This window comes from Cloacibacterium normanense, assembly GCF_002943105.1.
In the GTDB taxonomy this organism is placed as follows: domain Bacteria; phylum Bacteroidota; class Bacteroidia; order Flavobacteriales; family Weeksellaceae; genus Cloacibacterium.
The window spans coordinates 226,185-240,090 of record NZ_PTPZ01000003.1; the positions used below are offsets into that span (position 1 = coordinate 226,185).

The following is a 13,906-nucleotide window of genomic DNA, read 5'->3' on the forward strand; positions in this document are numbered from 1 at the left end:
TCGAAAGTCCTAAATTCTTTCCAATTCATTTCCATCAATTTGCGTTTTAAAAAGTCCGTAATTCACGGTTACTTTTCCGTTTTTGTGAATGGTTTCTATGGTTCCCACAGAGGTAGAACCCGCAATTCTTACACGTTGACCAACTTTCATCCAAACTGCGCGTTCTTTCTGGGTTTTTTCTTCCAATTTTTGGTTGGTTTCTGCAATTTGAACTTGTATATTTTCTTTTTTCAGTTGTTGTTCTACTTTACGTTTGGTAACTTTCAGTTTCTCAGATTCTGCTTTGTCTGAACCGAGTTTTCGGAATTTTTCCTGTTCCAGAATTTTTACAAAATCCTTTACGATATCTTTTCTTGATTTTCCTCGTAAATAACCATCAATAAAAGCTTCTATCTTATTCCCGAACTGTAATTTGCGGTGTTCTTCTTCATACAATTTCTGAAAATTATACAGTTTTTGTTGAAGTTGCTCATTCAGTTTTTGCAGATTTTCACGCTTATCTTCTACCGATTCTTTTTGCTCGACAAGGTTAGATTTCAGTTTTTCAACCTCAAATTTTTCTTGTTGCAATTTCACGATGGTTTTATCGAGATTTACCACGTCTTTTTCTACTTTAGAACGAGCATTTTTAATGATAAATCTTGGAATTCTATTTTTTTCTGCCACTTCAAAAGTGAAAGAACTTCCAGCTTGTCCCACTTCTAATTTATACAAAGGTTCCAATGAATATTCATCGAAAAGCATCGCAGCATTCGTTGCATTGGGCAATTGTTCTACCACCAATTTAATGTTGGTGTAATGTGTGGTGATAATCGCAAAAGATTTTTTTTCGTAGAAAAATTCCAGAAAACTTTCTGCTAAAGCGCCACCCAATTCTGGGTCAGAACCCGTCCCGAATTCATCAATCAGAAGCAAAGTATTGTCATCAGCTTCTCTGATGATTCCAGACATTTTCTTGAGTCGAGAACTGTAGGTAGAAAGATGGTTTTCAATAGATTGATTGTCACCAATATCCGTTCTGATTTTTTCAAAAAAGAACATTTCAGATTTCGGATGAACAGGCACTAAAATCCCGCTTTGTATCATCAATTGAAGCAAACCAACGGTTTTCAGTGTAATCGATTTTCCACCAGCATTTGGTCCAGAAATACAGAGAATTCGGTTATGCTCTGTCAAAGTCAATGTTTGCGGATAGATTTCCTTTTTTTCTTCTCGGTTTCTCAATAAAAGCAACGGGTGAAATGCGTTGACCAATCTCATGGTTTTATGACGATTGATTTTGGGCAAAACGCCACCAATTTTTTCTGCAAATTTGGCTTTTGCTCTCGTAATGTCTAAATCGAAAATATATTTTTGATATTCTTCTAATTCAGGCGCGAAAATGGCAATTTCTGCCGTAAGTTTTCGCAGAATTTTATCCACTTCTTTCTTTTCTTCTTCTTCCGCTTCACGAAGTTTAAAGTAATGTCTAGAAACACTTTCTGGCTGAATATACGTGATAGAACCCGTTTTAGAAACGCCTAAAACTCTACCGGGAACTCTTTTTTTGAAACCAGATTTTACTGCCAAAACTCTTTGGTCATCAATCACCGTTTCTTTAATTTCATCTAAAAAATCGGTGGAAGAAAGGTGAGAAAGTGTTTTGCTAAAATTCTCTTGAATATGTTTTTTAGCGTGCTGAATTTCGGTTCTCAAAGATTTTAAAATGGGTGAAGCTTCAGATTTTACTTCACCAAAACGATTAAAAACTTTGTCGATTTTATCTACAATTTCCTTCTTGAAATCCAATTGCATCACTTCTTCCAACAAAATAGGGAAAGTTTCGGCAAGTGAAGGAAAGAATTTCTGCAATTTCCCGATTTGTTCGGTGAGGTTTTTAATCTTGATAAAAGCAGCGTTTTCTAACCTGAAATTTTCGATGTGCATTACCTTGAGTTCTGCTTCTATATCTTCGTATTCACTAAACGGAATTGCGTTTGAACTCTCATAACTCGTGAGATATTCGGCAGTTTTTTTCAAAGTAATTTCTGCTTCATCTATTTTTAAAAGTTTGAGATGAAGGATTTTTTCTGCCACTTTTGGCGAATACGCATAAGGAGAAATTTCCGCGAGTAATTTCGGGAATTCTAATTCTTGTAAATTTTCTTTGGTTACTTGCACAATGCAAAGATAATGTAAAGTCGTTGAATTGTAAAGTTGTAAAATCGTTCCGATGATTTTTGTAAATTTGATGAAATGAATTTTATGAAAAAACTAATAGCGATTTTAACTTTTTTGAGTTTGATTTCTTGTGGAAATACTTTTCCTGAAAAGCGAAGTTTTGATAAAATAAATTCTATCGAAATTGAAAACATTCATATAAAGAAAAATTTGAATGATTCAATAGTTGTAGATTTTAGTAAAAATGATATTGAAAATTTTGTAAATGAGATTAATTCTTCAAATAAATTAGAGTTAAGAAAAGCAATTCCAAATTATTGGATTTTTGTGAAATTTAAGAATGGAAATGAGCGTAAATTTAAATTAACTGATACTTATATTGGAGAAAATGATTGGTATATGAAGACTAGAAAAACTAACTTGTTTCAAAATATATACATTGAAAATCAAAAGTCTAAATAATAAAACTATGAAAAAACTAATAACAATTTTCACGGTTTTAAGTTTGATTTCTTGTAAAAAGGAAGTTCAAACATTTTCCAAAAACATAACAATAATTCAAGATACTGTTCAAAATTTAAAAATAAAAAATATAAAAGAAAAGGATTATGCAATATCTAATATCATGTATATTGGGAAAATAAAAGATAGTGTAGAATTGTTAGATAATCTTTTTTTACCACCTCCTCCTGAACCTTTGGTAAGTTCTAATGAAGATAAGAAGTGGAAAAAATATAGATTGAAAAAAGAAATGATTTGGAAAGATTTGATGAAATATTTAAAAGATTTTCACAAGTATCAATTGATTAAAAAAGGAAATATTACTCTTGAATTCAATGAAAAAGATACAATTATTAGTTTTGATGATATTAATCTAGACTATTATAAAAGTTTTCCCATATTTATAAAAAATGTTTCAAAAGATACTTTGAGTTTAGGAACAGAAGGTTATTTCCCGCTAATATTAGAAGCGAAAAATAAAAAAGGAAAATGGATTGAAGTAAATAAGTTTCCATATAATTGTGGTTCTTTTTTTAAATTAGTTTGTTTACCTCCAAACGAAATTATTATTACTTCAATGTTTCACTACAAAGGAAATTATAAAACAAAATTAAGATTTAAAATTTTAGATTTTGTTTCAAGAGAATATGATGGAAGTATAAACGAAGAACAATTCAGATAATTTCAAAAGATTTTCGTTTCTTGCAATGACGATTTTACAACCCAACAAATTCACAACTTTACAACAAATCATGACTTGGACAGAAATTCTTGCCCCAATAAAAAATACAGAATATTTTGAAACGCTTTGGCGAAATGTAGAAGAAGAATATGCTACAACCAAATGTTTTCCGCCAAAAAATCAAATTTTCCGAGCGATTGAACTTACTCCTTTTGATGAAGTAGAAGTAGTGATTATTGGGCAAGATCCGTATCATAATGATTTTCAGGCAAATGGTTTGTGTTTTTCGGTTTCTGATTTGGTAAAAGCGCCGCCATCTCTCAAAAATATTTTCACAGAACTGAAAGACGATTTGGGAATTGAAAAAAATAGTAACGAACTGGATTCTTGGGCGAAACAAGGCGTTTTATTATTGAATGCTACTTTAACAGTTCGTGCGCATGAACCGAATTCTCACAAAGATTTGGGCTGGGAAAAATTCACAGATTTTATCATCAAAGAAATTTCAGAGAAAAAAGAAAATGTGGTTTTTGTTTTGTGGGGCGCATTTGCACAAAAAAAAGCTTCGCTCATAGATGAAACGAAGCATTTTATCATTCAGTCGGCGCATCCTTCTCCGTTTTCTGTATATAGAGGTTTCTATGGAAGCAGACCTTTTTCTAAAATTAATGAATATCTGATTTCTAAAAATAAGAAACCGATAAACTGGTAGTGAATCTTATGATTTGCCGTTCTTTTGCGTGAGCGATTGCAGTGTAAATCCTTTTTTTTCGATGGCTGAGCTTGACGAAGCCACCGAAAAAAAGATTGTAACGGAAAGCGCGGTCTTTTTTCGGTTGTTGGCAAAAGTTTTGGCGAAAAAGACACGCCCAAAAATTATTCTACTTTAATATCTACCACGTATTTTCCTTTCAGTTTTTCAAAGTTTACTTCTGTAGAATTGGCGGGATAAAAATTAACAAGCGTGTATTTGTGACCATTAAAAACGAAAGAATTTTTAAGGTTTTTTCCAGCATCATCTATCGTAGAAACGATGAATTTTCTAGGTCTAGAATGCACACTCATCACTTCTATTTCTGCAGAAGCATAACCTGCCCAAACACAACGAGCGTTCATAGGACATCTGTTGTCTTCGGTCACATTATTGAAGGTTATGTTTACTTTTTCATTTTCTAAAAATATATTTTGTTTTTCTATCAAACGAGTAACGCCAGATTCTGGTTTTTCTGTAGGATAGGTAGAATTTACTTCTTGAGAGCTGGTTACAGGCATTTTCATTTCTGTAGATTTTTGTTGGCAAGTGCATTGAGTTACCAAAAAGGTAGCTGCTGCTAATATTAAGAATTTAGTGTTCATATTTTTAAGAATTGAAGATATTAATAAGTACTACCAAAAACATTGCCAATCCTACCATAAGATTAAAACCTGTTCCGTAGATAAAGCCAATGAAAGCACCTTTGGTAGCTTTGAGTGCTTTTTGTTTGTCGTTTCTATCATGCAAAAGTTCGCCTAAGAAAACACCTAATAACATACCAATAAGAAAACCAAGTGGTGGAAAAAATAAACCTACAATCGTCCCGATAAAACCTCCGTATTTTCCGTAATTGCTGCCGCCATATTTTTCGGTGGTTTTGATAGGAATAATGTAATTGAGCACCAATGAAATGAGCGTTAAAATCCCAAAAATGACAATATACCAAATAGAAAAATCTGGATTTGCACCGTATTTGTAAAGAATTAATCCTACAAAACTCACCGCTAATCCTGGTAAAACTGGCAAGAAAGTTCCTAGAATTCCTATTCCTATGATGATAAGTGAGACAATGGTAATAATATTTTGCTCCATAAATCCTTAATTAGTTTGGTTAAAAGTAATAAATAAAAGCAAATTCCCAATGATATTTTTTATTTTTGCGTAAATTTAGCTTTATGGGATTATTAAGAAAATGGAGTTTAGAAATTGGTCAGTTTGTAAAAGAAAATTTTACAGAGGAATTGACTTTGCCGGCTACTATTGGATTTAAAATCCTTTTTTTATGCTTGGTTTTTATCGTTATTGATTTTATTTCAGTAATGTTTTGGAAATTTTTTTCTAGATTTTTGGTCAATGTTTTTAAAAGCAAACCCATTCTAAAAGAAGCATATAAACAAAAAGCTTGGCGTTCTATTGGGCATTTTTTCTCTTTGTTTTTTGTTTACCTTATATATGATGAAATTTTTGCCGTTATTCACCCAAAAACGCATATTTATGTGGGAAGATTAATTGTTTTTGGGCAAGTAATGGTCATCGCTTTCTTGGCTTATCGTTTCGCTAAAGCTTTAGAAAATTATTACATTCAAAATAAAGATAATTATAGAATAACTGCTATTAAAGCGCTTTCTGAAACCATTAGGATTTTTGGAACTGTTGTTTTTTCATTAATAGGAATTTTTGTAATTTTTGGAATAGAACTTCAGACTGTTTTAGGAGTTTTAGGAGCTGTAACTGCGGTAATTTTGTTGGTTTTCCGAGATACCATTTTAGGATTTGTGACAGGAATTCACGTTTCTACTTCTAAAAATCTTAAAATTGGCGATTGGATTGGAATTCCGAAGTATAATATTGAAGGAAATATTCAAGATATTAATTTATTGACGACAAAAATTGTCAATTTTGACAAAACCATTTCCACAATTCCTACCTACGATCTGCTTTCTACGGAAATCAGAAATCACCAAGTAATGTACGAAGGTAGTAGCCGAAGAATTAAGCGTTCGATTTATTTTAATATCAAGTCTTTCAAATTTGTGGATGATGAATTTTATGAAAAAGTAAAAGACATCAACTTGATTTCTGAATATATGGATAGAAAACTTCGCGAAATTGCAGAAAGCAAGAAGAATATTCCACATGCTGAAAGAATTATCAATGGTCAACAGTTAACCAACATCGGACTTTTTAGAAATTATGTGTTGAATTACCTTAAAAATAATCCAAAAGTAGATCAAGACGAAATCGTTTTGGTTCGTCAGTTAGAAATTTCTCCTCAAGGAATGCCTTTAGAAATTTATTGTTTTGCCAATAAAGCAGAATTGGTAGATTACGAAAGAATTCAGGCAGATATTTTTGACCATATTCTTACCGCAGCACAAGAATTTGACCTTGAAATCATGCAAATAAGTAAAGTATAATATAAAATTTTAGAAATAGGATTATAGAAGTGGGACGAATTTTGTCAAAATCTAAAATCTAAAATCTAAAATCTAAAATCTAAAATAATGACAAAATTATCAGTAAATATCAATAAAATCGCGACCATCAGAAATGCAAGAGGCGCAGAAACACCAAGTGTAACAGAAGCAGCGATTAAAATTCAGGAATTTGGTGGACAAGGAATTACCATCCACCCAAGACCAGACGAAAGACACATCACCAGAAAAGATGTGTACGATTTAAAACCTTTGGTTTATACAGAATTTAATATCGAGGGAAATCCTCATCGTCCGTTTATTGATATGGTTTTAGAAGTAAAACCAGAGCAAGTTACCTTGGTTCCAGATGCAGATGATGCCATCACTTCTAATGCAGGTTGGGATTGCGAGAAAAATCTAGATTTTTTAAAATCTGTGATTGCAGAATTTAAAAATGCAGGCATTAGAACGTCTATTTTCCTTGACCCAAATCCTGTAATGGTGAAATTTGCAGCAGAAACAGGAACCGACAGAATAGAACTTTACACCGAAGCATACGCCAGAAATTACGAAACCGACAAAGAAGCAGCCATAAAACCCTATTACGAAACAGCTGTAGAAGCTACAAAATACGGTTTAGGAATTAATGCAGGACACGATTTATCTCTTGACAATTTAAAGTATTTCGCCGATAATATTCCTAATTTATTGGAAGTTTCTATAGGACACGCTTTAATTTCTGAAGCATTGTATTTGGGTTTAGAAAACACCATTCAAGCGTATTTAAAGAGATTGGCGAAATGGTAAATTCAATTGAAAGTTGATAGTTGAGAATTGAAAATTTTAAATCTGCTGAAACAGCAAAATCAGCGAGAAAAATTGTATTCTAAAGATTGATTTTTCTTTGCGAGCTTTAGAAATAAATAAAAAATTCTGCGCACTTTGCGTGAAAAAATATGCAAATTTTACATTCAAAAATATACGGACAAGAAAAAAACGGAACGCCATTGCTCGTTTTTCATGGACTTTTCGGGATGCTAGACAATTGGGGAAGTTTCGGAAAAGAGTTTGGAGAATTGTTTCCAACTCATTTGATTGATTTAAGAAATCACGGAAAAAGTTTTCATTCAGACGAGATGAATCATCAAGTTTTGGCAGATGATATTCTGAATTATATGAATTTTCATGGCATCGAAAAAGCCAATCTTCTCGGGCATTCTCTCGGTGGAAAAGCCGTGATGACTTTCGCAATTTCTTATCCCGAAAAAGTAGAAAAACTGATTGTTGCAGATATCGCTCCAAAAGCGTATCCTCCACATCATCAGGGAATTATCAAAGCGCTTCAATCGGTAAATTTCGATGAAGTAAAATCAAGACAAGACGTGGAAAACGTTTTGGCTCAGTACATTCCAGAGAAATTTGTGATTCAGTTTTTGACTAAAAATTTGTATTGGACGGAAGATAAAAAACTCAATTGGCGTTTTAACATCAATACTTTGGCCGAAAAATACAATGATTTCGTTGCCAATGCCATAAAATTTGGAAAATTCGAGGGCGAAACTTTGTTTTTAGCAGGTGCAAAATCTCATTATATTCTTCCGCAAGATGAATTATTGATGCGCCAAAAGTTCCCGAAATATCAATTGGTTTCTATTGCTAATGCAGGACACTGGCTTCAAGCCGAAAACCCAAAAGATTTCAATCAAGCGGTAAAAGAATTTTTAGCTTAATTCACAGTTGCTTTTACAAATTTCGAATTATAAGCATTCCCCAAAATACAATTGGTGGTAATGCCGAAATTGTAATCGCCAGCTTTTAGGTTTTGCGTGTTGATTTTAATCTGAGTTTTGAAAATTTCTCCAGGTTTTAAAACGGTTGGCATTTTTTCAATTTCTGTAGGAATATCCGTTGTTTCTCTGTGCGCCAAAAATACAGCAGTAATGGTCACTGGAATTTCAGGATGATTGAAATTTACCACGTTTTTTGTAGGATTATAAATCGTAATCGGAATAATTTGATTGTTTTTGAGTTGTTCGGAAGGAAGCTCAAATTCTATTTTTAATCGGTTGGGTGTTTGGAAATGTTCTACATAAAAACCATTAAAGCTAATCTGTTCTTTATCTAATAATTTTATCGCTTTTGGAGATTCTGGTTTTTCTACAAAAACTCTTTTTCCAAAATAGTTTTGTTCTCTTTGCCAAATGTCAAATTGTGTTTTTTTAACATTTAAAGAACCTAGAGTAGAAGATTCGTTTCCCGTAAAATAATTGTACAAAGAAGTCGATTGGAATGAACCGGTAAATAAAACGGGAGTTTTTCCTATTTTCTCAGCTAAAGTTTTGTATTTCTGTTCTTTACCTGTGAATTCTAAAGTTTTAGGAAGAAGGTTTGTTAAAATAACTACTCTAGCGAGAAAAACTAAAAATATAGAACCCAAAACATACGTGCGCACATATTTTTTCCAAGATGGCTTTTCTTTGATAAATTGTAAGAATAAAATTAACATCGGAATAGAGGCAATTACTGTCCAATGTGGCTCTACATGTCCTCTAAGACTCGTTAAAGCAAAGAAAACCAAGAAACCTACACTTACAAAATAATAGGCTTTTTCTTGAAGATTTTGGTATTTATTTTTAAAAAGTAAAATAACAAAAGGAATTAATATAAACGGATTGAAAACCGCAAATTGGTTGGGTAGATATTCTAGAAAATAAATAAATTCAAAATCTTCTGAACGATCTACCAAGTGATACTGAAACGTAGGGAAATTATGCTCAATATGCCACATTAAATGTGGAATCATCAATAAAGAAGTTATAATTCCAGCAAGATAAATATAAGGTTTTGTCAGCATTTTTAAGTTAGAAATCACCACGAAAAACACCAATAAAACAGCTTGATATTTACTGTAAAAAAGCAATGCAACAGAAATTCCTAGTAAAACTGCATTCCAAAAATTTTGTTTTTCGGTAAATCTTTGGTATAAAATAAAAAATACAGTCCCAAAAAATAATAGAGGAACATCTGGTGTGGTGATGAAGGAATAAGCATTCATCATGACTAAACCCAGTGATAGAATTATAAATTCATTTACATAAGAAGCTTTGTCTTTCGGTAAAAGGTATTTCCAAATGAGAAATAAATTTCCAGAAAATAATAAAACGGTTAAAAATCTTACTCCCAGATTTCCATTAAAAAAAAGTTGAGAAATCTTAATCACCAATGCTACCATCGGTGGATGATCATAATATCCCCAATCTAAATCTCTCGCATATTGGTAGTAATAGGCTTCATCTAAAGTAATTTCGGTAAAAAATGCCTGTAAAAGATTGATGAAAGTAATAATGAGTATGAAAAGATAAATTTTTTTAGATGAAGTTTTAGGGGTTTCAGACATTCTTTTTTTTTGCAAAAATAACAAACTTTATCATCTAAATTCAAACATTAATTGTTTAAGTTAACATAATTCTTTATATCTTTATTATTTGTATGTTTGGGTAAATTTTTATTCAAAAATTTACAATTAAAATTTACAAGAATTGGATTAATTGTTTTTGCAATTATAAATGTTATTTTTGCAAAGAATATTTTCCAAAATCATCCATCATCTAACATCCATCACCCTTCATAAAAATGATATTAGTTACAGGTGCAACAGGAATTCTCGGGAGAGTAATCGTTTTAGAACTGCTAAAACGTGGCAAAACAGTACGCGCTACAAAAAGAAAATCCAGCAATCTGCAGGAGGTTAGAAAATCATTTCAATTTTATACAGAAACTCCTAATGAATATTTTGATTCCATAGAATGGATAGAAGTAGATTTTGAAGATATTCATTCGCTACAAAACGCCTTAAATGGAGTAGAAGAGGTTTATCATTGCGCCGCTAAAGTGAGTTTTCATCCTAAAGATGAAAAAAAAATGTATCAAACTAATATTGAAGGCACAAAACAACTTCTGTTTGCTTGTCAAAATTCTTCGGTGAAGAAATTCCTTTTTGTAAGTTCTATCGCAGTTTTAGATGGATTGAATGAAAACGGAGAATTAGACGAAAGTTCTGATTTTAATCCGAAAATCGACCATTCTGCGTATGCAATTTCTAAACATTTTTCTGAAATGGAAGTTTGGCGTGCATCAGCAGAAGGTTTAAAAACGGTAATTGTAAATCCGGGAATCATCATCGGTAGCGGAAACTGGAAAGAAAGCAGTGGAACTTTATTCAAGGAATTGGGCGAAAATGCCTATACATTTTCTGGAGGAACTTCTTACGTAGATGTTCGAGATGTGGCTCAGATTTCCATTGAATTGATGGGAAAAAATATTTTTGGCGAAAGATTTATCTTAATTTCTGAAAATAAAAAATACCAAGACGTTGCTAATTTTATCAAGCAAAAACTAGGAAAACAAGCTGTAAAACTCGTTCCAAAAGGTTTGTTGAAAACGGGAGTTTTCTTGAATTCAATTTTAGGTTGGCTTATTTCTCCACTGAAAATGGCGAATAAAGTAAACGTACAATCGGTTACCGAATTCAATAAAATATCAAATAAAAAAATAAAAGAAAAGCTCAATTACGAATTCATTCCACTGGAAGAAAGTTTAGCTTTTCATGTAGAAAATTATAAAAAAGACAGAAGCTAGAAGACGAAAGTCCGAAGATTTGAAAATCTTTGATTTTCAACTTTGTCTAACTCTGCAAATTCGCTTTAGCGAATTCTTAAAATATTTTCAAAGAATGATAAAAATCATTGCGTTTTAAAAAAAATATGGAAAATCAATTTTTAGGAAATCAACATTTCAATATATCAAATCAAGTGGTGTCTGCAACTTGTCCTTCAAATATTGCCTTAATCAAATATTGGGGAAAATACGCCAACCAAATTCCTGCAAATCCGAGTATTTCATATACTTTGAATCATTGCAATACCCAAACTTCAATGGAGTTTTTGGCAAATGAGCCTTTTTCTGTTCAGACTTTTTTGGCAGGAAATGAAGAATTGAAATTTGCAGAAAAAATCGAGAAATATTTTAAAAATATTGAACAATATTTGCCTTGGATTCTCAAAGGGAAATACGTTATTAAAACCGAAAATACATTTCCGCACAGTTCAGGAATTGCAAGCTCTGCTTCTGGTTTTGGCGCTATTGCAAGTTGTTTGATGAGCTTAGATGAGATTTTCTCTACTGACAACCATCAACCATCAGTCATCAACCAAAAAGCTTCTTTTTTAGCAAGACTAGGTTCTGGAAGTGCTTGCAGAAGTTTGTATAACGGACTTGTAGTTTGGGGAAAAACGGATGAAGTAGAAGGAAGTTCTGATTTATACGCGGTAAAATATCCTGATGAAGAAATTCATCCGATTTTTAAAAATTTCAATGATTGGGTTTTACTCATTCACGAAGGCGAAAAATCGGTAAGTTCTACTGTTGGTCACGGTTTGATGAATACCAATCCTTATGCAGAAAGACGTTTCCAAGAAGCGAGAGATAATTTTGTTCCTCTTAAAGAAATTCTGAAAACGGGAAATCTTGAGAAATTTATTAAGTTGGTAGAACACGAAGCATTAACGCTTCATGCGATGATGATGATGAGCGAACCCGCTTTTATTTTAATGAAAACAGGAACGTTGGAAGTTATCAATAAACTTTGGAGTTTCCGTAAAGAAACAGGTCATCCTTTATTTTTTACGTTAGATGCTGGAGCAAATGTTCACTTGCTTTTCCCAGAAAACGAAAGTTCTGATGCTATCAAAAATTTCATAGAAACAGAATTATTACAACACACGCAAAAAGGAGGAGTAGTAAAAGATGTGATGAAGTTTTAAATCAATAGGAACGGGTTTTAGCCCGTTTTTTAATTTAGAAATAAATTCAGAACATTTCTTACCTTACATCAATTCATTCGCTTCTCAGAAATGGTAATTTTGAAGAAAATTTAGAAAATGAAAAAATTCGAAATAGGAGTTGGAATGTTTGGCGATTTGGCTTTCGATAAAGAAACTGGAAAGTTTGCCAATCCTCAACAAAAATTACAGGAGATTTTAGCGGAAATAAAATTGGCAGATGAGTTAGGAATTGATGTATTTGCTTTGGGCGAACATCACCGACCAGATTACGTGGTTTCTTCCCCAGAAATGGTGCTTTCTGCAGCTGCTTCTATTACTGAAAATATCAAGTTAATGAGCGCGGTTATTGTTTTAAGTTCAGCAGAACCTGTAAAAGTGTATCAAGATTTTTCTACTTTGGATTTAATTTCTGGTGGAAGAGCCGAAATTGGCGTAGGTAGAGGAAGTTTCATTGAATCTTTTCCGCTTTTTGGTTACGATTTAGATGATTATCACGAACTTTTTGAAGAAAAATTAGATTTATTACTCAAAATAAATACTCAAGAAAACGTAACTTGGAAAGGCAAACTTCGTGCTCCTATGGAAAATCAAACGGTTTATCCTAGAGCAACGAACAACGGAAAATTACCTGTTTGGATTGCAGTTGGGGGAACTCCAGAATCGGTTTTGAGAGCTGCTAGATTAGGTTTGCCGTTAATCGTGGCGATTATTGGTGGTTTGCCAAGACAGTTCAAACCTTTGATTGATTTTTACAAAAAAGAATATCTGAGACACGGTCATAATCCAGACGAAATGCAAATCGGAATTCATTCTCACACTTTAGTCAGCGAAAATCCTGAAGTAATTGATGGATATTTTGAAAATTATGCCGCTCAAATGAACAGAATTGGCAGTTCTAGAGGTTGGTCTGCTTACACCAAAATGCAATATGAAGGCGGCAGAAGCAAAGAAGGCGCTCTATTTATTGGAAATTCTGATGAAGTAGCTGAAAAAATCAATGTGGTGAAAGAAATGTTTGGCTTAACCAGATATATCGCTCACATGGATGTTGGTGCGCCAAATCACGAGGTGATGATGAAAAGTATAGAATTATTCGGAACGAAAGTTGCTGAAAAAGTAAGATAAATTTAAAGTCATGAAAATACATCATATTGCTATTATCTGTTCTGATTATCAGGTTTCTAAAAAGTTTTACACAGAAATTTTAGGGCTAAATATCATCAGAGAAGTTTACCGAGAAGAAAGACAATCTTACAAACTAGATTTGGCGATTGGTGATGATTATGTCATTGAATTATTTTCTTTTCCGAATCCACCGAAAAGACCTTCCAGACCAGAAAGTTGTGGTTTGAGACATTTGGCTTTTGCAGTAGAAAATGTAGAAGAAAAACGTGCAGAATTGTTGCAAAAAGGAATCGATTGTGAAGAAGTCAGAATAGATGAATTTACCGATAAAAAGTTCTTTTTCATCGCAGATCCAGATGATTTGCCTTTAGAATTTTACGAAATGTAACTTTTTAAAATCTCAAAAGACTTATTTATTGAATTT

At 32.5% G+C, this 13,906-nt stretch carries 14 protein-coding genes; 10 read left to right on the plus strand and 4 right to left on the minus strand.

The window, feature by feature from the left end; genetic code table 11:
- Window positions 1-9: 9 nt before the first annotated feature.
- The gene (locus tag C3729_RS06515) at window positions 10-2,160 is read right to left on the minus strand and encodes an endonuclease MutS2 (protein ID WP_104793413.1); all 2,151 of its coding nucleotides are present in this window, start codon (window positions 2,158-2,160) and stop codon (window positions 10-12) included.
- 84 nt (window positions 2,161-2,244) lie between these two features.
- On the opposite strand from C3729_RS06515, the gene C3729_RS06520 reads away from it, so the two are divergent.
- The 3 genes from C3729_RS06520 to C3729_RS06530 are packed head-to-tail and all read left to right on the plus strand — an operon-like array spanning window position 2,245 to window position 4,055.
- On the plus strand, window positions 2,245-2,622 hold the full coding sequence (locus C3729_RS06520) for a hypothetical protein (RefSeq protein ID WP_104793414.1): 378 nt from the start codon (window positions 2,245-2,247) through the stop codon (window positions 2,620-2,622).
- Between the two features lie 7 nt (window positions 2,623-2,629).
- The gene (locus C3729_RS06525; RefSeq protein WP_133159947.1) at window positions 2,630-3,343 is read left to right on the plus strand and encodes a hypothetical protein; all 714 of its coding nucleotides are present in this window, start codon (window positions 2,630-2,632) and stop codon (window positions 3,341-3,343) included.
- Window positions 3,344-3,368: 25 nt separating this feature from the next.
- Window positions 3,369-4,055, plus strand: coding sequence for a uracil-DNA glycosylase (locus tag C3729_RS06530; protein ID WP_260204483.1), 687 nt, complete (start codon window positions 3,369-3,371; stop codon window positions 4,053-4,055).
- Between the two features lie 164 nt (window positions 4,056-4,219).
- Here the strand turns inward: C3729_RS06530 and C3729_RS06535 are convergent, their stop codons facing one another.
- Complete coding sequence (locus tag C3729_RS06535) at window positions 4,220-4,699, minus strand: hypothetical protein (protein WP_104793416.1); 480 nt, start codon at window positions 4,697-4,699, stop codon at window positions 4,220-4,222.
- Window positions 4,700-4,703: 4 nt separating this feature from the next.
- Window positions 4,704-5,189: a DUF456 domain-containing protein gene (locus C3729_RS06540; RefSeq protein WP_104793417.1), complete on the minus strand. Its 486-nt coding sequence runs from the start codon at window positions 5,187-5,189 to the stop codon at window positions 4,704-4,706.
- 83 nt (window positions 5,190-5,272) lie between these two features.
- Between C3729_RS06540 and C3729_RS06545 the strand changes: the two genes are divergently transcribed.
- The 3 genes from C3729_RS06545 (at window position 5,273) to C3729_RS06555 (ending at window position 8,244) form a co-directional block, all read left to right on the plus strand.
- Window positions 5,273-6,514 (plus strand): mechanosensitive ion channel family protein, encoded by a 1,242-nt coding sequence (locus C3729_RS06545; protein ID WP_104793418.1) that lies wholly within the window; start codon window positions 5,273-5,275, stop codon window positions 6,512-6,514.
- Window positions 6,515-6,601: 87 nt separating this feature from the next.
- Window positions 6,602-7,321, plus strand: coding sequence for a pyridoxine 5'-phosphate synthase (locus C3729_RS06550; RefSeq protein WP_104793419.1), 720 nt, complete (start codon window positions 6,602-6,604; stop codon window positions 7,319-7,321).
- Between the two features lie 149 nt (window positions 7,322-7,470).
- A complete protein-coding gene (locus C3729_RS06555) occupies window positions 7,471-8,244 on the plus strand; it encodes an alpha/beta fold hydrolase (protein WP_104793420.1) in 774 nt (257 codons plus the stop codon).
- Here C3729_RS06555 and C3729_RS06560 read toward each other — a convergent pair.
- A complete protein-coding gene (locus C3729_RS06560) occupies window positions 8,241-9,911 on the minus strand; it encodes an ArnT family glycosyltransferase (RefSeq protein WP_104793421.1) in 1,671 nt (556 codons plus the stop codon). The genes C3729_RS06555 and C3729_RS06560 overlap by 4 nt on opposite strands.
- 236 nt (window positions 9,912-10,147) lie before the next feature.
- On the opposite strand from C3729_RS06560, the gene C3729_RS06565 reads away from it, so the two are divergent.
- From C3729_RS06565 to C3729_RS06580, 4 genes are all read left to right on the plus strand, one after another.
- Complete coding sequence (locus C3729_RS06565) at window positions 10,148-11,152, plus strand: NAD-dependent epimerase/dehydratase family protein (RefSeq protein ID WP_104793422.1); 1,005 nt, start codon at window positions 10,148-10,150, stop codon at window positions 11,150-11,152.
- Between the two features lie 125 nt (window positions 11,153-11,277).
- Window positions 11,278-12,336, plus strand: coding sequence for a diphosphomevalonate/mevalonate 3,5-bisphosphate decarboxylase family protein (locus C3729_RS06570; RefSeq protein WP_104793423.1), 1,059 nt, complete (start codon window positions 11,278-11,280; stop codon window positions 12,334-12,336).
- A 117-nt stretch (window positions 12,337-12,453) separates the two neighbouring features.
- Entirely contained in the window at window positions 12,454-13,482 is a 1,029-nt protein-coding gene (locus tag C3729_RS06575) for an LLM class flavin-dependent oxidoreductase (protein ID WP_104793424.1), read from the plus strand.
- Between the two features lie 10 nt (window positions 13,483-13,492).
- Window positions 13,493-13,870, plus strand: coding sequence for a VOC family protein (locus tag C3729_RS06580; protein ID WP_104793425.1), 378 nt, complete (start codon window positions 13,493-13,495; stop codon window positions 13,868-13,870).
- The last annotated feature ends 36 nt before the right edge of the window (window positions 13,871-13,906 follow it).